A 22,811-nucleotide genomic window follows, 5' to 3' on the forward strand; every position below is an offset into this window, starting at 1 on the left:
TTGTACCGACTGACCCACGAGCGGGAAACTCCATTACTCAAGTCCAATGGTAATTCAGGCATACCGATATGCTGAAATGATCGCAAAAGTGTGGTGCCCAGCACGAAACATGACATTTTTGTTCATTCAGCCGCGAGTTTGACTGCATAAATGGCTTAACGTATATTTTACTGCCATAAAAAAGACGTTTATTTCTCTTATCTACCGATAACAATCAAAAATAGGGTACTTGTCGAAATGAAGCATGTTGATCTGCAACACCGAATTTTACGTTCTATCCTGCCCTGGGCAACGAAGCTTGGCTATTATGGTGCATTGGGTGTTCTGCTTTTGTGCGCACCGATGGTCGTTGCAGAAGACTATTCCAATGTTCCGATCGATAACCCGCCTTCAGCAATTCTGAAAGCGTTTGGAGCAAAAGAAAGTCCAAAAAGAATGGGCACGGCTGCTTTGCCAGACGAAATTTTTGCCCGTGAGGGTGAGGTGGAGTGGACGGCTCATATTCGCATGGTGAACGGAAAAATATTTAATCCCTATAGCGGTAAATACAACAAGGTTAATTTGCGCGCCTATCAGGGAGAAGGTGTCGATCCATCGGTTCCTTTTGTCGCCCCGACTATCAATCTGAAACCGGGTGAAACGTTCCGGCTTAATCTATTCAATGATTTACCAACTAATGATCCATCCTGCACTGATGTCACTGATGTCACTGATGTCAATATTCCACATTGCTTCAACACCACTAATATGCACACGCATGGATTATGGATCAGCCCTTCGGGCAATTCCGATAATGTGCTGTTACGGGTCCCGCCTGAGACAAGCTTCAATTACGAATTCAATCTGCCTCAGGACCATCCCGCCGGGACCTTTTGGTACCATCCCCATTTACATGGTTCGACTGCATTGCAGGTCGGAAGCGGCATGGCAGGCGCTCTGATCATTCATGGCGATCGTCTGCCACAACAGGATCGGACCGGCGATGTGGATACCCTGTTGCGCGACAGGAGCGGCAAACCCTTTCGTGAACGTGTCGTTCTGTTGCAACAAACGCCCTATGCCTGCCGCGATGAAAATGGCGCTATCAAAGTGGCCCTCAACGGCTATTGGATCTGCGACACAGACGATGTCGGCACCATTTCCAATTACGATCAATTTGGTCCTGGCACTTGGGAGCGCTCAGGGCGCCATACCACGATTAATGGCCGTGTCCTTCCGCTTTTTGACGGATCAAGATCCGGACAACTCGAGCGTTGGCGTCTGATTCATGCGGGCATTCGGGACTCGATCAAATTCCGGTTTTATAAATTTACAGGCGACAATGCCAAACTTGCAAGTGCCGCCGCTTATACCGCAGGTAGTGCGAAGAAACGGGAAGCGCTTGTCAGAAATATCTGTTCTGGGGCCCCGCTGGAACAGTTTTCCATGGCCACAGACGGGCTTACCCGTGGTGCCTTGAGAGAGCAGACTACGTCTGAACTGCATCCAGGCTATCGCGAAGATCTTCTCGTTGTCTTTCCCGAACCTGGCATCTATTGCCTTGTCGATGCCGAAGCACCCGAAAACGAAACGGTTGCTGATGAAGATAAAAGCAGAGCATTGCTGGGTTTCGTGACTGTCGCGAAAGGGCTGGACATAAATGCCAACACCATCACCAACTATGTGCGTCACACGCTCATTGAGGCCGCTCGAGTGCATATGCCTGATGATGTGAAGGACAGAGTCGTAGCAGATCTTCAATCCCATCTTGGCCTGGAGTCTTTTGAACCGCATCCATCGCTCGAAACAACCCAGCCTGACGGCACTCAGACCTTGGGTTTTAATATTGCCACCCAATCGTCGCCTGCCATTTTTCAGGTCGGAAATCTGGATGAAAATGGAAAGCTCATTAATGCCGCGCCTTATGATCCAGACCGGATAGATCGCAACCTGCCCCTTGGCACTGTACAGGATTGGGAACTCAAGACATTTCTGGCAGACCATCCGTTTCATATCCACGTGAATCCCTTCCAGGTCATTGAAATTCTTGATCGGGATGGCAATGACGTCAGCACAAATGCCCCTGGCAACACGTCTATGTATGCCGGTCTGAAAGGCGCCTGGAAAGATACGCTTTTTGTTGCAAAACAAGCCGATCCAGACCAAACGCCATATCGAATCCGCATCCGGACCAAATATCAGCGTTATGTTGGTGAATTCGTACTGCACTGCCATATCCTCGATCATGAAGATCAAGGCATGATGCAAAATGTGCGGATTGTGCCGATCAGCGTCCAGGGCAAGCCACTTTACGGACATCATTAATCCGGGAAGAGGCGACTTAACCGGGCTTCGGTCGCGAGTTTCGCTTATGCGCCAACTTGCCTGTTCTGCCGGGTACATGTCCGACATTGACCGTAACATACACAAGATAAATATAAAATATTAAGGAACTTCCAACTATGACTCACCCGATCGAGCATCCAACCTATCTTGGCGATATTCGCTTTCTTTTCACGCCCCAGGATCAAGGCTGTATGGAAGCGCGGGGGATTGATCTTCGCACCTATGACGGCGTCAGGCTTAATGCCCAGCGAATTTATTTTCATGTCCGTGAAGGCACAATGCCACCGCCATCACAGGGGCGCCGGTGGCCAGCAGAACAGGTCGATACATTCTATAACTGGATGCGCGATGGCTATCCGCGTGGCGTAGCACTACAGAGCAGGCTGTTAAAGGCCGCATCACCTGCAAAGCGCATACGTCGCAATCTTGCGGAAATGGACCCGAATGGTCCGGAAATTACCCAGCTTCGCAAGGCATTCCAAGGCATTATGGACAGGGACCCGGATCACCCACAAAGTTATTTTGCCATAGCTGGCTTGCACTGGCTTCCGATGCCGAACGTCTATTGCCGTCATCACGAAAATGCCTACAACCCCTGGCATCGGATTTATATGATCCAATTCGAGGATGCCCTTCGTTCCGTTGCGGGATGTGAGGATGTGACACTCCCTTATTGGGATATTACCGATGACACCTTGCCCGAGGTCTTGAGCCAGGCACCTTTTGATAAATACACCATTCCACGCAAACTGGTTGCGCTGGATGGACGTACAGCTGTGGAGGCGGATACTGACACCAGGCGATACTCCCCCGAAGTAATTATTGATAACCTTAATAGATACGATGTGTCAGGGACGATTAGAAAGGCATTGGGATCGTCCCGTTGGGAAGATTTTAATGGCTGGAATGCAGACAATCCATGGGTTGACGGACAGCCACGACATTCTGGAATTATCGCAGCACACGATGCGGGGCATAATTCATGCGGCCCAACAATGACCGATCAGGACATTGCATCATTTGATCCGATTTTCTGGTTTTTCCACAGTAATTGGGAACGACTCTGGTGGCGCTGGCAGCAGTTGTACAATGCAACAACGCTGGAGGATTTCAAAACCACGTTGCTTGGTGATGCTTTCTGGTTGACTGATCCGGTCGCCAACGAACTTAAGCCCTTTAAGGCCGGTGCTAACGAAACTATCGACCTTCGCGCGCTGGATGTTGACTATATGCATCCTGCAAATGAAGTCTTACCGGAAGCAAAGGCACCTCTTGTAGCCGGGGCAATCGCAAAGCTCGGAGTATCTGTCCCCGATACGGACGCCTTGCTGGTCAAGGTTTGCGGTGTGGATCGCCTCAAAATACCTGGCAGTTTTGACCTGGTGCTAACCGCAAATGACGAGCCTATTCGTCACCTGGCAGTTTTCCAGTCAAGCACGCCCCAGCATTGCGACACATGCCGCAAGGCCAATATTTTCGTGGGTGTCTTTGAAATTGACCGAAAGGAAATCACGGGTCGCCGTCTTGCCGCACGGATTGAAATGATCGATCGCTCTGGCAATCGCTCCGCCTTCCCTTTAAGCCAGGCAGGCGAACCGCGTATAAGCGTCAGCCTTCAAATGTTTGAATAAGCCGCCCGACGTAAATAGCACATACTCGAATGCACGAAAAAGCCCCCTTTTTCTACTCCGTTTTATAACGGACGAAGGAGGGGAAACACTTCGACACCAACCGCAAGAGACAGCCCCTGTATTAACTGGCGCAAGAATATGTCGAAACCTTCTTTGCACAAGTTGAGATTGAAACCGGATCGTGGTTACCTGATTTCGTTTGGCTTTCTTGCGGCGTTTGATGTTTTTATTTCCCGATGCAGAAATGGGAGAATATTTCACCTAATAAATCATCTGCGGTGAATTCTCCCATGATAGTGGCGAGCGCTGTTTGTGAACAGCGGAGTTCTTCTGCCAGCAGCTCCAGCTGATAATTATTTTCCATCAGAAGCCGGGCGTTTTCTAGATGTGTTTTTGCCGCCATGAGTGCTTGTAAGTGCCGCTGGCGAGCCATGAATAAACCTTCGCCCGCATTATTGGATTGCCAGCCCGCCATTTCTAATAACTTCTGGCGCAACAGTGTGATGCCCGCGCCGGTTTTAGCGGATAGATGAATAATCACCTGGTCCGCTTTGTTTTCAATACCGGGATCGATATTGAGCAAATCTATTTTGTTATAAATGATGAGCCGTGGCAAAGAAGCCGGCAGGTTATTCAGGATTTCATGATTACTGCTGTTGTCCGTCGCGTTACTGTCAAGTAACAGTAGCAGCATGTCCGCTTTTTGAATCGCAGCTTGTGTTCGTTCGATGCCTTTTTTTTCTACAATATCATCGGTTTTTCTTAGTCCGGCTGTATCGATGATATGTATGGGTACGCCTTCTATCTTGATGGTTTGTTGAATCGTATCGCGCGTTGTGCCGGGGATTTCGGTGACGATAGCGATTTCCTCTTCGGCCAGTTGATTCATCAGGCTGGATTTGCCAACGTTGGGCTGGCCGACCAGTACGACTTTAATCCCTTCTTGTAGCAGGCTACCCTGACGTGAGGCTATCAGCACCTGTTCCAGTTGGTCCTGAATGACTGCAAGCTGATGACCCACTTGCATTGATTGGAGGATATCGATCTCTTCTTCTGGAAAATCCAGTGTTGCTTCAATAATGACACGTAATTCTATGATGAGCCGGACCAGGCTGTCGATTGTGGCAGAGAAGGCTCCTTGTAGTGAACGCATTGCACAGCGCGCCGCCTCACTGGTGCTGGCTTCAATAATATCGGCGACACTTTCAGCCTGGACAAGATCTAATTTATTATTGAGATAAGCGCGTAGTGTAAATTCTCCTGGTTGCGCCAGTCGCGCACCCACAGACAGACAGCGGGCCATTAACAGATTCATGATTACCGGGCCGCCATGTCCCTGTAATTCTAAAATATCTTCGCCCGTATAAGAATGGGGTGCAGGAAAATAAAGGGCAATACCCTGATCGATAACTTGCTCATTCTCATCATAGAATTTGCTAAAGCAAGCATAACGTGGTTTTGGCAGTGAGCCGAGCATCGCTTCGGCAAACGGTTGGAGGTTTTTGCCGGAAACGCGGACGATACCAATGCCCCCTCTACCCGGTGGCGTGGCAACAGCCGCGATAATATCAGATCGTTTTTCGAGATCCGCAGCGTGTGACATGGTGATTTTTTCCGGGCAGCCTCAGAACAAGACAGCCCGGAAAATGATTATTTTCTCCTGCTTCTCTTGTTGCGCCGTTTACTCTTGGTGGCTTCTTTATTGAGTGCAGGGGGCGTTGATTCGCCAGTGCTCATATCCGTTGAATCAGCAGTCTGTACGGCTTCAGTTCCGTCTGCCTTCTCATCGGTGGGTGCTTGAAGCTGGGGCTTTTCCAGAGAAACCTTACCCTTACTCTTGCCTCTGCTCTTCTCCTTATTCGCTTCTGCCTCAGCCTTATTTTCAAACATGCGTGTTATTTGCCATTGCTGCGCTATGGACAGAATATTATTGACCAGTGAGTACAGGACCAACCCGGATGGGAAGAAGAAAAAGAACACACTGAATGCGACAGGCATAATCTGCATGACTTTGGCCTGGATCGGATCTGCAGGCTTGGGACTGAGTTTGGACTGAACCCACATGGAAACGCCCATGATCAGCGGTAACACGTAATAGGGATCGGGCACGGACATGTCCGTTATCCACAGTACAAAAGGTGCGTAGCGTAATTCTACAGCTGCTAATAAAGTCCAGAAAAGTGCAATAAATACCGGGATCTGTACCAGTATGGGTAAGCAACCGCCCATTGGATTGATTTTCTCTTCTTTGTAAAACTCCATCATGGCCTGATGCATGCGCTGGCGGTCGCCGCTATATTGTTCGCGAATACGTTGCAACTTGGGCGTAACCACGCGCAGCTTGGCCATGGAGCGGTAACCCGCTGCCGATAGTGGGAAAAACAGCAGCTTAACCGTGAGTGTTAACAGGATAATCGCAAAACCCCAGTTTCCTACCCAGGAATGATAGAAGGAAAGTAACCAGAACAAAGGCTTGGCAATAACAGTGAGCCAGCCATAATCAACGGTTAAGTCGAGTCCTGGTGACAGTTGCGCCAGTTTGTCCTGCTCTTGTGGGCCCGCATACAGTGGTAAAGTAATATTTTTTGTTTGACCCGGTGCAATGGCGCCGACGGGTACGATAATTCCTGCTGCGTATTGATTGGGCGCCAAACGCTTGGCATAGTATTCACGCGGCGTACCTTGTTTGGGCAACCAGGCCGCTAAAAAATAATGCTCTAGCATGGCAATCCAGCCATCGTCTGCATTCGTTGGGTACTCTGCCTTGTTTTTATCGATGTCAGAAAAATCGATTTTCTGAAATTTTTCGGCATCGGTGTAAATGGCAGGCCCGGTATAGGAATGAACCATGAAAGCTGCACCATCGGGTGCATTTGAATCGCGCAGCATTTGAAAATAAGAAAATGGCTGAATGCTCGATTCGCTATGATTAGTAATCTCAAATTCCACATCAATAACATAGCTGTCACGATGGAAAGTATAGATTTTGGCAATCTGTAAGCCATTTACTTCTGGTGCCAGAAGACGTACAACCACCTTATCTTCACCTGGCTTTAGCTCATAATCAGTGGTCGCCGAGTCCAGAGTAAACTGGGTTTTGTGACTGGGAAGTCCGTCTCCAATCAATCCGGATTGCGCAACATTGAAACGTGCTGCTTGATCCAGTAATAGCGCATAAGGCGTATCTTTGTCCTCTCTGGACGGGTGTTTGCGTAAACCAAGACGGCGGAGATCACCACCGGCAGTATCAATTTCTGCTACGACCATGTCTGTGGTTACGTGAATCTTTTCACCCATGGTTAATAGATTGGGTGTAATCGACGCCGATGCACCTTCTATTTCTGCCGCAATGCCCGATGCCTCAGACTGTGAGGAAGCCAGTTCATCTCCGGGTACCGGTAGCGGGCCATGTCGCTGATCGTTTGATTCCGCAACAGTTCCGGGTGTTACTTGAGAAGCGGGTGGCTGTGTTTCTCTTTGCCAGGCCTCCCATAGAAACAACAGTGAGGTGGATAAAATGATAATTAATACGAGTTTTTTTGTTTCCATCTTTGATCTGGTCAGGTTGGTTTTTCGGACAGCTATTCTTGGTATGCGAGGAACATTACAATTTATGCAGTGCCCATGTCTACTTTATTTTATTAATCAAGCAGTCATTCTGAAAAATTATTCTTGAAAAGCGCTGTGATTAAAGGTTATACCATAAACAGTTTTTGCGAATAAATTGTAATGCGCTAGGGAACAGGTTCGTAACCACCACGACTCCATGGATTGCAACGCAATATACGCCAGATACTCAGCAATATTCCCCGTACTAGTCCATATTTTGTTAAAGCTTCACAAGCATATTGTGAGCAGGTTGGACTAAATCGACAGGAAGGCGGCCGCAATGGACTGATACAATACTGATAAAATTTGATAAAACCAATAATCAGTCGCGACATTGTTGTAGTAGCTGAAGCATCAGTAGTTTGACTTCAATAGCTAGGTGGAATGAATCATTTCTGGTGATAGGTCGTCTTAGACGGACTACCCAGTCCATTTTTCTGACATCTGAGTCCTGCTGAGTCATACGAAATGCTTCCCGTAATACACGTTTTACTCGGTTACGCCTTACTGCTCGTCGTTCAATTCTTTTTGCAACAATCAATCCCAATCGTGAAAATGTAGCATTATTGGGTTTAGCATACACCTGGAGAAAGTCGCCGCTGACGGTGCATTTAACACGGATCACCGCAGAAAATTCTTCCGCCTTATGTAATCGACGGTTTTTCGATAGGGAATGAATCTTTATAAAGCTAATAATTCTATTCTAGCTATCAAATAAGGTTTAAACACCGAGACGGACGCGTCCTTTAGCCCGACGTGCCCGAATAACTGCTGCCCCGCCCCGCGTTTTCATGCGTACAAGAAAACCATGCGTACGCCTTCTGCGAATAACAGATGGTTGATAGGTTCGTTTCATTTTTCTCTCTAATTTCTGTAGTCAATAGAACCGCTTATTACAACTCGTTATGGGGTATGCTGTCAACTTTATTTTATCTTCACGAATACTCTCCGTCGTATTGACTGGGTTTGACTGGAAACCGTGCGGAACGGGTGTGTTGCAATTTATAAAGTGCGGAACTAAACTTTAGCGGTATGATGGATACTGGGTTGTTCCACTAGCGTTATTCATAAAAAACGCGCTGCTACAAAACGCGCTGCTACAGATATACCAATCAGAAATCGGATCGAGCATCTCTGTTTTCGTTGAGATGCGGCTAAACCGTATCATCGAATTTCAGCGCTCTATATTGTTTCTTTAAGGAGGCGAACATGAGGGTCAATATGACTGAAGTGGTCGATTGTCGATATCAGACGCGTCGTACCAGCATGCCATTCTTCTGTATTTATCATCTGGGTATTAAAACAGGTCGACGTATGGGTGAACGCAGAGCAAATAAGGGTCGTGCTGCGTATGTGGATCGCTATAGCAGTCGTCTGGTGTTGTGCGCGATCGGTATCCTCGTACTGAGCGGCCTTGATGCCGCGTTTACATTAGCGATATTGGCCAATGGTGGCGTGGAGCTGAATGGCCTGATGGCGGTTCTGATTGAAGCCGGTGTAGCAACATTTGTCGGTGTTAAATTGACGCTGACCGGTTTGGCATTGATACTTTTGATCATTCATCATGACGTCCGACTGACAGAAAAAATACGGGTCAGGCACCTGAAATATATGTTATTAGTCAGTTACAGTTGCCTAATTGGCTACGAAATTTACTTATTGCGACTGGCTAACGGTTAGGCATCTGCTACAATGGCGGAATCAAATGAATCAAGGGATTGAAATGGCTGATAACGAACAAAAAATCACGATTGATGGGACTGAGTATCCGTTGTCATCGTTGAGTGACGAGGCAAAAACACAGATTACCAATCTCAGATTTGTAGACAATGAGATTGCGCAACTCAAAGCCAAGCTCGCGATTGCGAGCACGGCCAAACTGACTTATCAAGCCGCATTAAAGAATGCGCTGCCCAAAGATACGCCTTGATACTATACTAAAGACCGCTGCATAACTGGTTATCTCGGGCTGGACAAGGTTTTTAAGTGCTTGATTTATCAATGCTGCAAGTAATCAGAAAAGTTCAAAAATACAGTTATGCAGCGGTCTTTACTATACTGATTATTTTAGTTTTCCGAAGTAAAATACGTTGCAATTTTCCGTAGATCATCCAGAACCAGCGTGCCCGCGGTGAGCTGTAAACGTAAATAGGCGAGTAAGTAATTGTACCTTGCCTGTGCGAGATCCCCTTGTGCGGTAAATAACTGTTGCTGTGCATTCAGCAAATCCAGGTTAATACGTACCCCGCCCTGGATGCTTTTCTGAGTGGCTTGAACGAGTAAACGAGCAGATTCAACGGCCAGCTCCAATGAGGCTATTCTTCTGACGCTACTCGATATGAGTTTGTATTGCTTGCGCAGCTCAACCAGCACATTATGGGTCATGGCATCTAAATCGGCTTCGGCACGCGCATGATTTGCTGTTGCCTGGCTGGTAATAGCGCTGACGCGTCCGCCTGCATATAAAGGAATATTAACTTCGACTCCGATGGTAGCCAGATTGACGTCCTGGTTGGCTGTAACAAATGAGGCGGATTTATTCCTGCTCAGACTGGCGACCAAGTCAATGCGCGGGGCATGCCCAGAGTGGCTTTTTCTGATCTGCTCTTTTTCGGACATGACGGTATGACGCTGGGTGACAAGTTCAGCGTTGCGGTCTAGTGCGAGTGCTTGCCAGTTGTCATAATCGGGTAGCTGTATGGCTTGTATCTGAAAGTGATCTGACAAGCGATCCAGTTGTGTGACTTCTTCTCCGATGATGCTTGCCAATCTGAGGCGTGAAACTTCTAATTCATCCTGGGCTTCAATAATTTGCGCTTGCGCGAGTGCGTATTTGGATTGTGTTTCCAGTACATCAGTCGTGGTCCCTTCTCCTTTTTGTAACATGTGTTCATTGACCAGTTTTAATTCTGCGAGTGCATCATGTTGCGTCTGAACGAGTTGCAAATGATTTTGTGCGAGTAGGACTTCCATATAGGTTTCCACCAACCGCACCAACAGTTGTTGGCTGTGACCGGTAAATTTGGCCTGACTGGAATTCGCCTGTGCTATTCCCTGACGATAGCCAGCCACCGCTTCCAGATTAAGCAGCGGTTGACGCAAGGACAATGTACTGATCTGGCTATCGAAATTTAATGGCTGCGCACCCGCCGAATTTGCTGTTCCGGTAATCGTACGCGTTCCGGTGTTTTTACTCTGAGTATGGCTGATTGATAAATTAGGTAATAAACCGGCGAGACCAATTTCAGCTGCTTGCTGGCCTGCCTCATTCTCATGTATCGCTGACTGATAAGTGGCATCATTTTTCAGGGCTGCTTCATACGCATCCAGCAGGCCAAGGGCCTGGGCATGGCCAGTCTGTAAAAGCAGGACAATTAACGGCAGGCTTAAAAGTCTGTTACGGGTGAATGACATCACGGTTATTCTTCACTCATGGATGAATGCATGCGATCCAGGATAGGTTTAAGCAGATAGCTGATTAATGAGCGTTCGCCAGTTCTAATAAAAACATCGACTGGCATACCTGCCCGTACTTCAAGCTTGGCAAGCTGCTCAACTCCTTCCGGTGTTACCTTGGCTTCCAGATTATAGTAAGGGTCGCCGGTACGCTCATCAGTCAGACGATCAGCAGATACCCGGGTGACAATACCGGGGATATGCGGTGTTTTGTTTTGATTAAAGGCAGAGAAAATTAAATCCACTGGCAGGTCCGTGTGAACCTTGTCGATCAGGTGAACCGGTACCTTTCCGGTGATGACCAGCATATCTTCGCTTGGGACGATATCCATCAGAAGAAAGCCGGGTCCTACGACGCCGCCCTGCGTGAAGACATTCATCCCCACCACAATGCCGTCAACCGGTGCTTTAACGAGGACGTTGGCTAATTCGAAATCCTGGCTCATCAGTCGGCTATTCAGTCCCTCCGCCTCGCGCTGAATATCGGATAATTGCTGCCGGATTTCTTTCTGATACTCTTGCTGTCGATAAATACGATGCTGTTTATATTCTGCTATCTGGCGTTGAATGCGACCAATGTTGCCGATATCGGTAGAAATTTCGCTATTTAATTGAGCCGCGGCGCGCTCTAGCTCTAATAGACGACTGCGTGGCACAAAGCCATCTTTGGCCAGATCGCGCAAACCGCGCAGCTGTTCATCCAAAAACTGTAGCTGCTGCTGCTTACTCGTCTGGGATGCCTGAAGGCCCTGTAGCTGCACTTTTAAGCCAGCGGCATTTTCGTCAAGAGCGGCCAGTTCGTGCCGTATTGACAATTTGCGTGATATAAATAATTGTTTCTGTATGAGCAGATTGCCTGCGATACGGGGGTCATCCTGGAGCATTAATAATGCCGCTGGAAACGCTATTTCATCTTTTTCATCCCGTTCAGCGAGTAGCCTGGCTTCTATGGCTCGGGCAGCATAAAGCTGGCTGCGCGTAATTTCCGCTTGCGCCCTGACTTGAATATCATTCATTTGCAGTAATACCTGGCCGGCACTAACGCGCTCTCCTTCTTTGACTAAAATACGGTCAATAATGCCCCCGGTTTGATGCTGTACCGCCTTGCGGTTACTGGCGACAGTCACTGTGCCAGAGAGAGGAACCCCTTTATCCAGTGGCGCAAGAAAAGCCCATAATAAGAAGCCGCCCACGCCAGCCAGCACAATCCACCAGCCAAGCCGGGTGTGTATGGTTTCATCGGTCTTCACCTGACTGGCTATGTCAGCTGGTGACTTATCCATACGGGTTTCTGTTTCATTAGCCAAAAGCTTCATGATCATTCCTGTTCGATTACCCGCACTGTTTCAATTCATGTTGGCCGTGCAGGGCGGTTGTATATCAATATTTACGGGGTTTTCTGGCCAGCTATATTTACGGTTTGAATGGCCTGCTGCTGCGTTGTTTCTTTTTTAGCGGCTTGTTTTTCCTGAAGAGCCTGCTGTTGTTGTTTCGCTAATGCGGCTAATACCTGATCGCTGGGGCCAAACATCTGCGCCATGCCCTCTCGCAACAATAACAGTTTGCTGGTGACGCTAATGATGTTGGTTCGATGCGTAATTAATATAATGGTTTTGCCGTGTTGGCGTAACTCCACAATGGCTGCCAGGAGCGCTTGTTCGCCGACATCGTCCAAATTTGAATTGGGTTCGTCCAATACGATCAATGACGGATCGCCATATAGGGCACGGGCCAGTCCGATACGCTGTTTTTGTCCACCGGAGAGTCCTGCGCCGCCATCGCCCAGCACCGTGTCATAACCTTTGGGCATATTCAGAATCATTTGATGTACGCCGGCTAGCTGGGATGCCTGAATGGTTTTTTCTGAATCAATCTCACCAAAACGGGCAATATTCTCTGTAATTGTGCCACTGAATAATTCGATATCCTGCGGGAGATAGCCAACGTGTGGTCCTAATTCATCCTTGTTCCACATATAGATATCAGCGCCATCCAGGCGCACCTTGCCATTTGCAGCGGGCCATACGCCGACCAGTAAGCGTGCCAGTGTTGATTTCCCGGATCCACTGGGACCGATGATGCCCAATACGTCACCTGGGGCCAGTGAGAAATTGAGTCCCTTGATGACCGGCACCGAAACACCGGGTGGTGCCGCGGTTACATTCTCAACTGAAATAGCCCCCTTTGGCTTGGGCAATGTCATTCCGGGCTCACGGGCAGGATTGTCTTCCAGTAGTTGGGTCAGGCGCTCATAAGCGCTGCGCGTACTGCCAAGTTGTTTCCATGTGCTGATCAGTTGCTGTACGGGTGCCAGTGCCTTGCCCATCAGAATGGAAGCGGCAATCATCATGCCGGGTGAAATGATGTCATCCAGAACCAATAAAGCGCCCAGTCCCAGCACAAGGGATTGTAACGAAACCGAAGTGAATTTTGTAATGGCGCCAACAATGCCGGCTTTTTCACTCGCATCGGCCTGAAGGTTCAGGAAGCGACTGTGTAATTGATACCAGCGTGTTTGCAGATTGGGCAACATTCCCATGGCTTCAATGACTTCGGCATTACGTAAATTGTTAGTGGCCAGTGTCGTTGATGCAACGGCCATCGAACTGGCTTCTGTCAAAGGCTTATGTGAGATTTTTTCGTTGACGTAAGCAAGTGTGATCAAAATGGCTGTGCCGCATAAAGCAAAAGTGCCCAGCCAGGGATGAAACATGAAGATGACTAGCAGATAAATGGGAAACCAGGGAGCATCAAAGAAAGCAAACAGTGCATTTCCGGTAAGGAATTGGCGTAAATTGGTTAAATCCTTTAATGCCTGTCCCGCATTACCCCCGCCTCGTTTCAGGCTTTCTTCAAAAGCGGCGGTATAAACCCGTTTATTCAGTTTGACATCGAGCTGTGCCCCGATACGAATGAGCACGAAGCTACGCACAAATTCCAGCGCACCCATGAAAATATAAGCGCCCAGCATGATCAGTGTCAGCATCAGCAGGGTCATTTCATTGCGGCTGGTTATGACGCTGTCATACAATTGCAGCATATAGATGGCAGGCATGAGCATCAGCATGTTAATCACCGCGCTGAAAACGCCGACTGTGCGAAAAGCATGTTTAAAGCTGGTTAACGTCTGCGCAATTTCATTTTTAGGAATTTTAAATTTCGATTTCATCTGGAAGAATAGTGGGTTGCTGAATGTGGAGACAAGCAATTCCTGAAAATAAGTTTGAGCAGAGGATACATCAGAATGTGATGTGTGTCACATATTTACTTGCATCCTGATTAATTTTCAGGCTTTTCCGGGCTTTTTACCAGCTTCTTTAATGCTTCCGGATTTACAATAATCAGACGGTGTGCATCCTTGCGAATAATGCCTTGATGTGCCAACGCCAGCAATGTTCTGGTGACCGTTTCACGACTGGTGTTGATCATGTTTGCAATTTCCTGATGAGTGGGCAGATTTTCTACTGATTCCTGTTTTTCAGTAGTCTTCTGTTTCATGAGCACCAGGAAACCGAGAATACGTTTGGCTGTATTATTAATACTGAGCAAAGCACGGAATTTATGATCGCGCTGTACTTTTTTTGCCAGATGAGACTGAATCTGGTGGGCGACCGAAGGTGAATGCGTGAAGAGGTGCAACGCTATTTTCCCGGGTAGAAAGGCGACCAATGCCTTGCTTAAAGCCACGACCGAGGCCGTATATGATGATTGATTAATCAGTGCGGTTTCGCCAAAAAAATCACCGGGTGACAATAGACTTAATCCGATAGCTCTTCCTTCATCGGTTAATTCAATGGCCTGCAGTCTGCCCGATAACAGAAATAACAGATTGTCACCTTGGGCATCTTTTTTGATAATCATTTCTCGCCGTGCATAATATCGAAGACTCAATTCCTTTTTAATCTGATTCATTTCGTCGGGAGACAATTTTTCCAGTAGTGGAATATGACGCAGATTAATCGTGATATTTACTTTATTTCCGGCCTGCACGGGAATAACCGACTTATCCTGTGATGGGGGTGATGTCGCGTCATTCCCCATCGAAACGAGTAATTTTTTATCCTGTTCTGTCATCAGCTTCTGGTGATCAGCTCTTTGATCGTGAGATTAAGTGGTCGGGGGGAAAAATGCAGATCTCGTCTCGTATCAGAATCATCAAACACCAGATCGGTATTCATTCTCTCTGCCATTGCGGGTGTCCAATGTCGATAGCGGGGTAACCAGCGTAACCCTTTTATTGCCAGTTGAAAGAAATAAGGGGACACAGTCAATAGACGGGGGCGTTGGCCCAATGCAGTAAAGATCCGCTGCACCATGTCGCGATAACTGAGCTTTTCCAAGCCTGTAAGATTATAAGCCCGATTGCTCACATGGTGCGCAGTGAGTGCTGCTAAACAGGCTGCCGCCACGTCTTCGGCATGGATGGGCTGACGTAATCCGTGAGCGGTTCCCAGCAACGGGAAAAAACCAAAACGACGAATAAAACGGGCTATTTCGGTGATATTTTTATCACGTCCATAACCATAAATCAGTGTGGGGCGTAGAATGATCCATTCTATCTCATTGGCAGCCGCCCAGCTGCTAAGCTGCGTTTCATTATCTGCCAGGCGCTGCGCTATTGCCTGTTCGCCTGGATCAGGAGAATTATTTTTGGTAAAACGACTGGTAGATGACAATACGATAATGCGTCGTGCACCGTGCGCGAGTAATAGACTGAAATAGGCTGGTAATATCCAAATTGGCGCGATACAAAGCCACATGGCGATTTTCTTGTGCGGGCCAGAATGAGCCCTGATTTGAGCAGGACTATCCAGTTGTCGCCAGCTAATTTGAGCATGGGATTGTGTAACCGGACGGCGCGAAAAAGCGGTCACCCGCCATTTATCTTGTGCCAATTGACGCAATAAGCATTCGCCCACCAGACTCGTGGCACCGAGTACGCCTGCCTGCCGTTCAAGCATGTTTTGTTCTGAGCTGCTGATAGAGGTGTCGAACGCCATAAAGCAGGACCAGGCCGCCGAAGCGCAGCCATATACCCCATGCGACTAGCCACATTAATAATCCGGGGTATTGATGACGGAAGAATTTCTGGTAAAAGCGCAACATGCCCTTGTGTTTGTGCCAGGCAACAAAAAACGGACGTGTGCGACTACAGGTACCCTGATAATGCAAGGCGGGCGCATCGGGTACAAAGTAGATCTTCCAGTTCTTTTGTCTGAAACGCATGCACCAATCGAGATCCTCACAATGAAGAAAATAATGCTCATCCCAGAGGCCGATTTCCCTGATGGTGGTCTGTCGTGTCAGCATCAATGCGCCCGAAATGGCTTCTACTTCAATGGGTGTGCGAGGCAGGGACTGTTGATGTAAATGAAAGTCAGGAAACAGACGCGGCCAATATTTCCCCAAACGGTATAAACCAAAGGCACGTACGAAAGAACGCCACGGTGTTGGAATCGCGCGCCGTCCGCCACCCTGTTCGGTGCCATCCGGATTGATGAGTCTTCCACCTGTCATACCGATGCATGGGTCGGATTCAAGCACGCGAAGCAGGTGCTTGAGTGTGTTTTCTGCAAGGATGCAATCCGGATTAAGGAACAAAATATAAGGCGCCGTGGCTACGTGCAATCCTTGATTGCAGCCCGCAGCAAAACCAGCGTTATGAGTATTGCGGATCACTGTCAGGCGGCTTTCTGCAGAAAAATGGCTGCTTAATGCAGCCAGGCTTGCATCGGACGATGCATTATCAACAACGATGATCTGAGCGGCTTGTCTGAGTGCAGCTTGAATGCAGGTAATTAATAACAGCCCGGCATTATGATTGACGATCACAACGGATACGGGCAAGTAAGCTTGCTTTTCAGTATTGAAGCAGTTTTTCCATGTAATACGCATAACAGGCAAATATTCCAGATATATCGTGCTGAATTGGACAAGATATCAGACTGTTTGTTTTTATCCAATAATCATGTCTATTCCTGCTGTCAGAAGAAAAGCCTGCCGCGATTGCTTTTCCATGAAGTTACCTATTTTGGAAGCTAAGGCACTCGGTCTTCTGTGTGTGTGCGTTTTTTAGCCGTTGTCAGAAAACCGCGGGGTAGCCAGGACATCATGCGTAGCAGATCAAGGCAGGAGCAGACCCGCTGGCGCTGATTTTTTTTGCGTTGTGCCAATCGAGGGCCTAACTGTCTGAGTGCATCCCATTTCGCCCGGGCATAGAGACTGAGGTGGCCGGAAGTAGCAAAAGACAGCCCCATATAAAGCGTCATAACCAAATGAATCGGCAGTAGAAGAAACATCAGCGGTGTCGGCACATTCTTGATAAAAGTCCAGGTAAGATTGCGGTGTCCGTGATAGATGGAGAAATCACTCGATCGGCCGGTAATGCCGGAACCCACATGATGTACCCTGGCATCGGGCAATAACAGGCTGGTTCCGCCTGCCAAACGCAAACGGAAGCCCAGATCGACATCTTCGGAATAAGCAAAATAGGTTTCATCAAAGCCGTCTAGTTGGCGAAAAGTGGCAGTGCGATACAAGGCTGCGGCGGCGCAAGCCGAGAAGATCTCGATGGGTTTTTCGGGAATGGCTGAGTGCTGCGCGCCATGACTACAGCGCCAATGAAGCCCGGAGACATGATAAGTATCACCGATTCCATCCAGTTGTGCCGGGTGGTTGGCGTCAATTAAGGTACACGCAAAGCAGTCGACATCGGGTATCCGTAGGATGCTATCCGCGATTATCTGAAGACATTCTGGTTCAGGATAAGCGTCCGGGTTGAGTAAAAATACCCAGTCGCTCTGAATATGGTGCGCGATGGCGAGGTTATTTGCGGCCGCAAAACCGATATTATGCTGCAGACGCACCAGGCGACAGGGAAAGGGCGCATTAGTGGCAATGCGCCAGGATTCATCCGCACTATGATTGTCGATGATGACGACCTCAAAATGCGAGTAGGTTTGTTTTGATAACGCGGTGATTACATTGGCGAGCATGATGCCGGCGTTATAGTTGACGATGACAATTGAGAAAAAAGGATGTGTCATAAATACGCGCGCTATCGCTATAAGAAACAGAAAAAAGAGGGCTTGCTGTGATTACATTGCTTGTGTTATTGCCAATTAACTCACCAGGCCGCGACCGCAATAATAGTCATCCAGCGTTAATGCACCCAGAATGTTCTGTTCCGATTGAGAAGGATGCTCGATAAATGCTTCAAACAATGTGTTCGCAACATCGGGTGGAACCTCAAAATCGTGGAGTAGCTTATCCCTGACGGCAATAGACTGATCTACAAAATCCATGATGCCGCGTCGTATTTCTGCACGCGTGGCCATCGCTTGATGTTCTGCATCGCTTAAATGGCGAAATTCAGGAATAATTTTGTCAGTGTTTTCTAACCGGTAGCAAATGATTTGTGCATCATCCGCACTGAGTAGCTTCTCCAGCGAAAAACTTTGTTTGAGTATGGTCGGCGGCTGTTCGAAAGCATTAACGTAATGACCGAAGCAGCCTTGTGCAATAACGTTATATTGTGTGGCTATCGTCTGTGCACGTTCTTCTGTCACCAGATAATAGCCGTGTATGGCCTTATTCATTAAACGGTTGAGACGCCCCTGGATGGTCGCTGCGTATCCAATGTCGACAATTGCCGGTGCGCTGATTGTATTGAGACCCAGCTGCTGTAAATAAGCGAGCAGGCCGGGGCGTTCCGCCTGTGCCTGGGCCAGAATACGTGCTTCGAGCGCCCCTAAGACCGGTACAAGATGGTGAATATCCTGATCTTCAACGGTGACCAGTTTATGCTCTGGCCAAAGTTTTTGCTGCGCCAGTTCCGCGCATTCCGCGTGTGATAGGGTCACCCCATAACGCTCGTGTATAAATTCGGATAAAGAATTGGGGAAATACCGAACGCGCGCAATTTCAAGGATATCATCCAGATTCGAGATCATGGGAACCGTGACGGTACGCCGTGAGAGCACAAGATAATCCGATGCAATGGCCTGAGTATCGTTAGCGACCCAGCGATCGTAAACCAGTTTAAGTATCTGTCCTTCGCGTGCGAGAAAATACAGGCATTGCATGCCATCGGCTGATGCTTTGGCCGCCAGCCATTGAACAAAAGAGAGAACCAATGGTCCGGCGACAGTATATCCGATTGCCCAGGGTGTGGCGGGAACGAGATCCGCTGGATCAAAGCGAGGGAAGAATAAGGGTTGAAAATTGGCTTGTACAATCATGCCCAAAGTGAGCTGTGTATTCAGATGATCTTGATGTAATGCGCGCTCGATTAATGGGCTTAAGCGAGGAATGGCGCGCGCCAGTTCAACCGGCCGGAGTACATGCCATATGCGCATTCCGATATCGTAGGGTATCTGCACATCCGAGTGTTCATTGTCGCCGATAACCAGAATCTCATCCGGCGCTACCTGTTCCTGAGTGAGAATATGTTGATAAAGATCACCGGTATCCTTGCGCAGGCCCGTATCTGAGGAAAGATAGAAAGTGCGCCAGCCGGTAATAGCATGGTTGTTTAGCATAGTTTCTATCGTTGATCTGGGTAGATACATATCACTGGCGAGTATGACCTGTTTATCCAGTTGCAGCGCGAGATTGAATAATGCAATGACTTCTGGCCTTGGCATGACGGCTTCCAGCTCGATCGTTTCCTCAAGATGGCGTAATTGCGCTATCGTTTCGGCGGGCAATTCAGAGAGAATCGACAGCTCCTTAAAAATCGCATCCAGACCAATATCCCGGCCGGCCTTTTGACGGGCATGGGCCTCCGCTGTCGCGCGCCATTTAAGATACAGTTTGCCGGATGTCTCGTCTGCGTGTCGCGCAATAATCGATTTAATATCTTCTGGGTTGAGTAGCGGGCGAATGAGGAGCGTGTCGAAAATATCGAAGACAACGACGCGTAAGGTTGGATCGGCCAGCATGGTCTGAATATGGTCCTGCCGGCGGGCCAGATATTGTTCAAAGCGCCATCGGGACCAGCTATCTGACTGGACATCCCGAAGTATCAGTGAGTTGTATCCTGCGTGTCTGCTGACCAGAACCAGCAGGCGTTCTAAGCAATGCGCCAGGGTTGCATCAGTCTGACCGGCCTCCTCTGGGAAGTCTTCTATTTTTATACCCGCCTTGAACAGCGGTTGTAGCGCTTCCGAACGGGCCCAGAACATGGATCCTGCCGGATAATCGAAATAACCTGCAGGAATAGGGGTGATGCCCAGGCGCTGGCACCAGGCTCGTCCCAGCGCACGGTTTGAGAGCCAAGTAGAAGCGGAATAGGGCAAACCCGAGAAATTCTGAGGATACACCAGTCCTATCTTATCTTCATGTGTCAGCAGCGTAAAAATCTTCCGAATCTGTGTTTCACTGCCGAACAGATTTGACAGCAAGTATTCTCGCCAGCCATTAGTAGCCCCTTGATTATAAAGTGATTTTTTGCTATGAATATGTGCGATATAATCATACTGCTGTAATGCTTCACCCAAAGTAGAGAAAAATGGTGCGATATCACGCCCGCGATTGGCCACAATGGTCACCCGCAGTGCTCTTAATCGTGGCAAACCGGAAAAGGTTTTTCGGCACAGATTATCGGTTTTTTCATCCGGCACGGAGACAAACAAATCATAAGGGAATGGCATATGGTGTAGCAACTTTGCAAGTTCCGTTGCCAAATCAGCATAGAAAATATGGGCATGGATGGCAATATTTCCCGCTGGTGCCTGTGCCAGGGGCATAACATTCGCCAGATCAATCATGCCGGTCAGCTGACCTTCCGGTGTTGCCAGGAATTGTGCGGCTGAATTGTGTGCGCCTGTACGCCAGCTCTCATAGTGCGGCATACCCGTAAAAAGAGGACCGGCTGTTCGATAGGCGCAGGTGAGCAAGCGATTGCGCCAGCGTGCAGGCAGATACCAATAGAGTGCCTTTAAAAATGGTTTAAATCGGCGTTGCACTCCGGTGAATGCTTCGCGATGCTGCCCGCGCACGATGCGTGCTAAAAACCGTAAAGGAGCCGATATTCGCCAGGATGTTGAATGTACGAGATCATCTATCGTTGCACGTAGTGACTTTTCCCGCGTCCGACTGGCGCTGATATCATGTAAGAGTTGATTGCGTTGTTCTTGCAAGGTCGTGATACGATTGTCATCTTGCCTCAGTTGTTCATGCAGTGTTGCTAACTGACTGCGGGTCTCCATCAACTGGTTGTGGCTTTCTGTTAAACGGTCATGAAGCTCGGTTGATTGATTCCGTAAATTTGCGATCAGCGTTTCTCTGTACTCAATCAGGTCATCTAATTGCGCACCCGTTAAAATTGCTTTCCATTTGTCATAGATCTGGCCCCTCGATTTGCGTAACAGATCGGAGTCTTGTTTTAATCCCAAGCCGGAATGGCCATGATTGCGGTAAACAGCACTGATCTTATTCACATGCATAATTTTGCTGTGCTGTGATAGTTGGAGCCAGAAATCCCAGTCTTCGAATAGCGCGAGCGTTTCATCAAAGCAGCAATGCTCAGTGACCAGGGAATGTGCGAACAACATGGCATGCATGGGGATAAAGTTTCTTCCCCAGAGTCGATGGAGATCAAAGGGCTCATTAAATTCAGCCAGCGTTTCTAATTGCCCATCAATATAGTGTTCTACGCGTACGCCCGCATAAGCACAGTGTGTATCCGGGTGGTTTTGCAGGGCGGTAACCAGCGCGGTAATGTGTTCAGGGTAAAATAAATCATCATCATCCAGAAAAATCAGATAGTCACCCCGGGCTGATTGCAACCCGATGTTTGCTGCCTGACTGCGATTTAACGGTTCGTCCTGGCTAACGAGTCGTAGCGGAAAAGGACCACACCATTTGTTCAGTGCGCCATGATCGATACCTTTGGCATTGACGACGACGACTTCAATGTTGGCATAAGTCTGTAAGGCGACAGAATCGAGCGCATCTGATAGCGTAGGGCGATCCATGCTGCGAATAATGACGCTGACCAGTGAGGTGTCACGGTTATCCAGGGTCAGGCCTAATGCCTTCTGGCGTACATGTTCTGACTGATAAAGCTTGAATGGATCATGCAGCAGATTCTCGGCCGTAACCAATATATAGGCTTCTGCGGCTGTAACAGTGGCCGGTAAGGTATAAGTACGATAGCGATTGAGAGCCGCAATATCCAGATCGTAGCGCTGTATGGTGTTCTGTGATTTAAAGCATTCCATGGCGGTTAACTTGCGTGCCGCCAGGGCGCTGATATCCAATAATAGATTCGGATGCAGCGGTATGCCAATTTCATATAATGCCAGACGCACGGTTCGGCCGAATCTGCGAACGGCTTCGACCACAACCATACCCAGCGCACGATGATCCGGGTGCATTTCAAAAACTGAGGGCGCGTAGACTAGATCGGCGCCTGCCTCCGTGATGGTCGTCATTATTTTTTGTATCAGTTTTTCGCTATAACGGATCTCCCGGTCGCGGTACTGCCAGAAAATGGGGGTGCCATAGCCGAGCACAGCCGCGGCGGCGCGGCTTTCATTTTGACGTTGCAACGTGTAGTCAGCCACCTTCTCATCACTGATGCCATAAGCACCATCGGATAGGATAATCACACCGACAGGGATGCCGCGTTCGATATGATGTAAAATGGCTCCGCCACAGCCGAATACCTCATCATCTGGATGAGGGGCAAATATGAGCGCGCGGGTACAGGGAATCTGATTTACAGCTTGGTACGGAACAAGCAAGTTTTCCAATAATTTCTCTCTAAGCAGTTAATCTTATATA

The 22,811-nt window shown here is 48.4% G+C and carries 17 protein-coding genes; 4 read left to right on the plus strand and 13 right to left on the minus strand.

Features of this window, described 5'->3' with window-relative positions:
• Window positions 1-237 precede the first annotated feature (237 nt).
• Together BUQ89_RS04085 and BUQ89_RS04090 are read left to right on the plus strand one after the other, a co-directional pair.
• Window positions 238-2,304, plus strand: a complete 2,067-nt coding sequence (locus BUQ89_RS04085) for a multicopper oxidase family protein (RefSeq protein WP_051537478.1) — start codon at window positions 238-240, stop codon at window positions 2,302-2,304.
• Between the two features lie 137 nt (window positions 2,305-2,441).
• Complete coding sequence (locus BUQ89_RS04090; RefSeq protein WP_051537479.1) at window positions 2,442-3,956, plus strand: tyrosinase family protein; 1,515 nt, start codon at window positions 2,442-2,444, stop codon at window positions 3,954-3,956.
• Between the two features lie 226 nt (window positions 3,957-4,182).
• On the opposite strand, the gene mnmE is transcribed toward BUQ89_RS04090, so the two are convergent.
• The 5 genes from mnmE to rpmH all read right to left on the minus strand — a co-directional run bounded on the left by mnmE (window position 4,183) and on the right by rpmH (window position 8,421).
• Window positions 4,183-5,559 (minus strand): tRNA uridine-5-carboxymethylaminomethyl(34) synthesis GTPase MnmE, encoded by a 1,377-nt coding sequence (mnmE, locus tag BUQ89_RS04095; protein WP_051537480.1) that lies wholly within the window; start codon window positions 5,557-5,559, stop codon window positions 4,183-4,185.
• Between the two features lie 47 nt (window positions 5,560-5,606).
• Window positions 5,607-7,505 carry a membrane protein insertase YidC gene (gene yidC / locus BUQ89_RS04100; protein ID WP_028460678.1) on the minus strand — a complete coding sequence of 633 codons (1,899 nt, stop codon included), beginning with the start codon at window positions 7,503-7,505 and terminating at the stop codon, window positions 5,607-5,609.
• 185 nt (window positions 7,506-7,690) lie between these two features.
• Window positions 7,691-7,900 (minus strand): membrane protein insertion efficiency factor YidD, encoded by a 210-nt coding sequence (yidD, locus tag BUQ89_RS04105; protein WP_074202500.1) that lies wholly within the window; start codon window positions 7,898-7,900, stop codon window positions 7,691-7,693.
• Complete coding sequence (gene rnpA / locus BUQ89_RS04110; RefSeq protein ID WP_342742996.1) at window positions 7,888-8,262, minus strand: ribonuclease P protein component; 375 nt, start codon at window positions 8,260-8,262, stop codon at window positions 7,888-7,890. The genes yidD and rnpA overlap by 13 nt, the downstream gene beginning before the upstream one ends.
• Window positions 8,263-8,286: 24 nt before the next feature.
• On the minus strand, window positions 8,287-8,421 hold the full coding sequence (rpmH, locus tag BUQ89_RS04115; RefSeq protein WP_074202502.1) for a 50S ribosomal protein L34: 135 nt from the start codon (window positions 8,419-8,421) through the stop codon (window positions 8,287-8,289).
• A gap of 353 nt (window positions 8,422-8,774) precedes the next feature.
• On the opposite strand from rpmH, the gene BUQ89_RS04120 reads away from it, so the two are divergent.
• Both BUQ89_RS04120 and BUQ89_RS04125 read left to right on the plus strand, forming a co-directional pair.
• Window positions 8,775-9,245: a DUF5658 family protein gene (locus BUQ89_RS04120; RefSeq protein WP_028460679.1), complete on the plus strand. Its 471-nt coding sequence runs from the start codon at window positions 8,775-8,777 to the stop codon at window positions 9,243-9,245.
• Between the two features lie 25 nt (window positions 9,246-9,270).
• A complete protein-coding gene (locus BUQ89_RS04125) occupies window positions 9,271-9,495 on the plus strand; it encodes a DUF6447 family protein (protein WP_218146719.1) in 225 nt (74 codons plus the stop codon).
• Between the two features lie 137 nt (window positions 9,496-9,632).
• Here BUQ89_RS04125 and BUQ89_RS04130 read toward each other — a convergent pair whose 3' ends face one another.
• The 8 genes from BUQ89_RS04130 to BUQ89_RS04165 all read right to left on the minus strand — a co-directional run bounded on the left by BUQ89_RS04130 (window position 9,633) and on the right by BUQ89_RS04165 (window position 22,780).
• On the minus strand, window positions 9,633-10,979 hold the full coding sequence (locus BUQ89_RS04130) for a TolC family outer membrane protein (RefSeq protein WP_028460681.1): 1,347 nt from the start codon (window positions 10,977-10,979) through the stop codon (window positions 9,633-9,635).
• 5 nt (window positions 10,980-10,984) lie between these two features.
• Window positions 10,985-12,337: an HlyD family type I secretion periplasmic adaptor subunit gene (locus tag BUQ89_RS04135; protein ID WP_028460682.1), complete on the minus strand. Its 1,353-nt coding sequence runs from the start codon at window positions 12,335-12,337 to the stop codon at window positions 10,985-10,987.
• Window positions 12,338-12,408: 71 nt separating this feature from the next.
• On the minus strand, window positions 12,409-14,190 hold the full coding sequence (locus BUQ89_RS04140) for a type I secretion system permease/ATPase (protein ID WP_028460683.1): 1,782 nt from the start codon (window positions 14,188-14,190) through the stop codon (window positions 12,409-12,411).
• Window positions 14,191-14,300: 110 nt separating this feature from the next.
• A complete protein-coding gene (locus BUQ89_RS04145; RefSeq protein WP_218146720.1) occupies window positions 14,301-15,095 on the minus strand; it encodes a Crp/Fnr family transcriptional regulator in 795 nt (264 codons plus the stop codon).
• Window positions 15,095-15,982: an NAD-dependent epimerase/dehydratase family protein gene (locus tag BUQ89_RS04150; RefSeq protein ID WP_028460684.1), complete on the minus strand. Its 888-nt coding sequence runs from the start codon at window positions 15,980-15,982 to the stop codon at window positions 15,095-15,097. Before BUQ89_RS04150 ends, BUQ89_RS04145 begins: the two co-directional genes overlap by 1 nt.
• A complete protein-coding gene (locus BUQ89_RS04155; protein WP_028460685.1) occupies window positions 15,975-16,916 on the minus strand; it encodes a glycosyltransferase family 2 protein in 942 nt (313 codons plus the stop codon). The genes BUQ89_RS04150 and BUQ89_RS04155 overlap by 8 nt, the downstream gene beginning before the upstream one ends.
• Before the next feature lie 143 nt (window positions 16,917-17,059).
• Window positions 17,060-18,067 (minus strand): glycosyltransferase family 2 protein, encoded by a 1,008-nt coding sequence (locus BUQ89_RS04160; RefSeq protein ID WP_051537481.1) that lies wholly within the window; start codon window positions 18,065-18,067, stop codon window positions 17,060-17,062.
• Between the two features lie 75 nt (window positions 18,068-18,142).
• A complete protein-coding gene (locus tag BUQ89_RS04165; RefSeq protein ID WP_051537482.1) occupies window positions 18,143-22,780 on the minus strand; it encodes a rhamnan synthesis F family protein in 4,638 nt (1,545 codons plus the stop codon).
• Window positions 22,781-22,811: the final 31 nt, after the last annotated feature.

It is taken from the genome of Nitrosomonas cryotolerans ATCC 49181, from assembly GCF_900143275.1.
GTDB classification, from domain to species: Bacteria; Pseudomonadota; Gammaproteobacteria; order Burkholderiales; family Nitrosomonadaceae; genus Nitrosomonas; species Nitrosomonas cryotolerans.

Coding starts and splice junctions, on each gene's coding strand:
- BUQ89_RS04120 (WP_028460679.1), top strand. CDS start 8,775: ATGAGGGTCAATATGACTGAAGTGGTCGATTGTCGATATCAGACGCGT.
- BUQ89_RS04085 (WP_051537478.1), top strand. CDS start 238: ATGAAGCATGTTGATCTGCAACACCGAATTTTACGTTCTATCCTGCCC.
- BUQ89_RS04150 (WP_028460684.1), bottom strand. CDS start 15,982: ATGCTTGAACGGCAGGCAGGCGTACTCGGTGCCACGAGTCTGGTGGGC.
- BUQ89_RS04155 (WP_028460685.1), bottom strand. CDS start 16,916: ATGCGTATTACATGGAAAAACTGCTTCAATACTGAAAAGCAAGCTTAC.
- yidC (WP_028460678.1), bottom strand. CDS start 7,505: ATGGAAACAAAAAAACTCGTATTAATTATCATTTTATCCACCTCACTG.
- BUQ89_RS04145 (WP_218146720.1), bottom strand. CDS start 15,095: ATGACAGAACAGGATAAAAAATTACTCGTTTCGATGGGGAATGACGCG.
- BUQ89_RS04160 (WP_051537481.1), bottom strand. CDS start 18,067: ATGACACATCCTTTTTTCTCAATTGTCATCGTCAACTATAACGCCGGC.
- mnmE (WP_051537480.1), bottom strand. CDS start 5,559: ATGTCACACGCTGCGGATCTCGAAAAACGATCTGATATTATCGCGGCT.
- BUQ89_RS04130 (WP_028460681.1), bottom strand. CDS start 10,979: ATGTCATTCACCCGTAACAGACTTTTAAGCCTGCCGTTAATTGTCCTG.
- BUQ89_RS04125 (WP_218146719.1), top strand. CDS start 9,271: ATGAATCAAGGGATTGAAATGGCTGATAACGAACAAAAAATCACGATT.
- yidD (WP_074202500.1), bottom strand. CDS start 7,900: ATGTCGCGACTGATTATTGGTTTTATCAAATTTTATCAGTATTGTATC.
- BUQ89_RS04135 (WP_028460682.1), bottom strand. CDS start 12,337: ATGAAGCTTTTGGCTAATGAAACAGAAACCCGTATGGATAAGTCACCA.
- BUQ89_RS04090 (WP_051537479.1), top strand. CDS start 2,442: ATGACTCACCCGATCGAGCATCCAACCTATCTTGGCGATATTCGCTTT.
- rpmH (WP_074202502.1), bottom strand. CDS start 8,421: ATGAAACGAACCTATCAACCATCTGTTATTCGCAGAAGGCGTACGCAT.
- BUQ89_RS04140 (WP_028460683.1), bottom strand. CDS start 14,190: ATGAAATCGAAATTTAAAATTCCTAAAAATGAAATTGCGCAGACGTTA.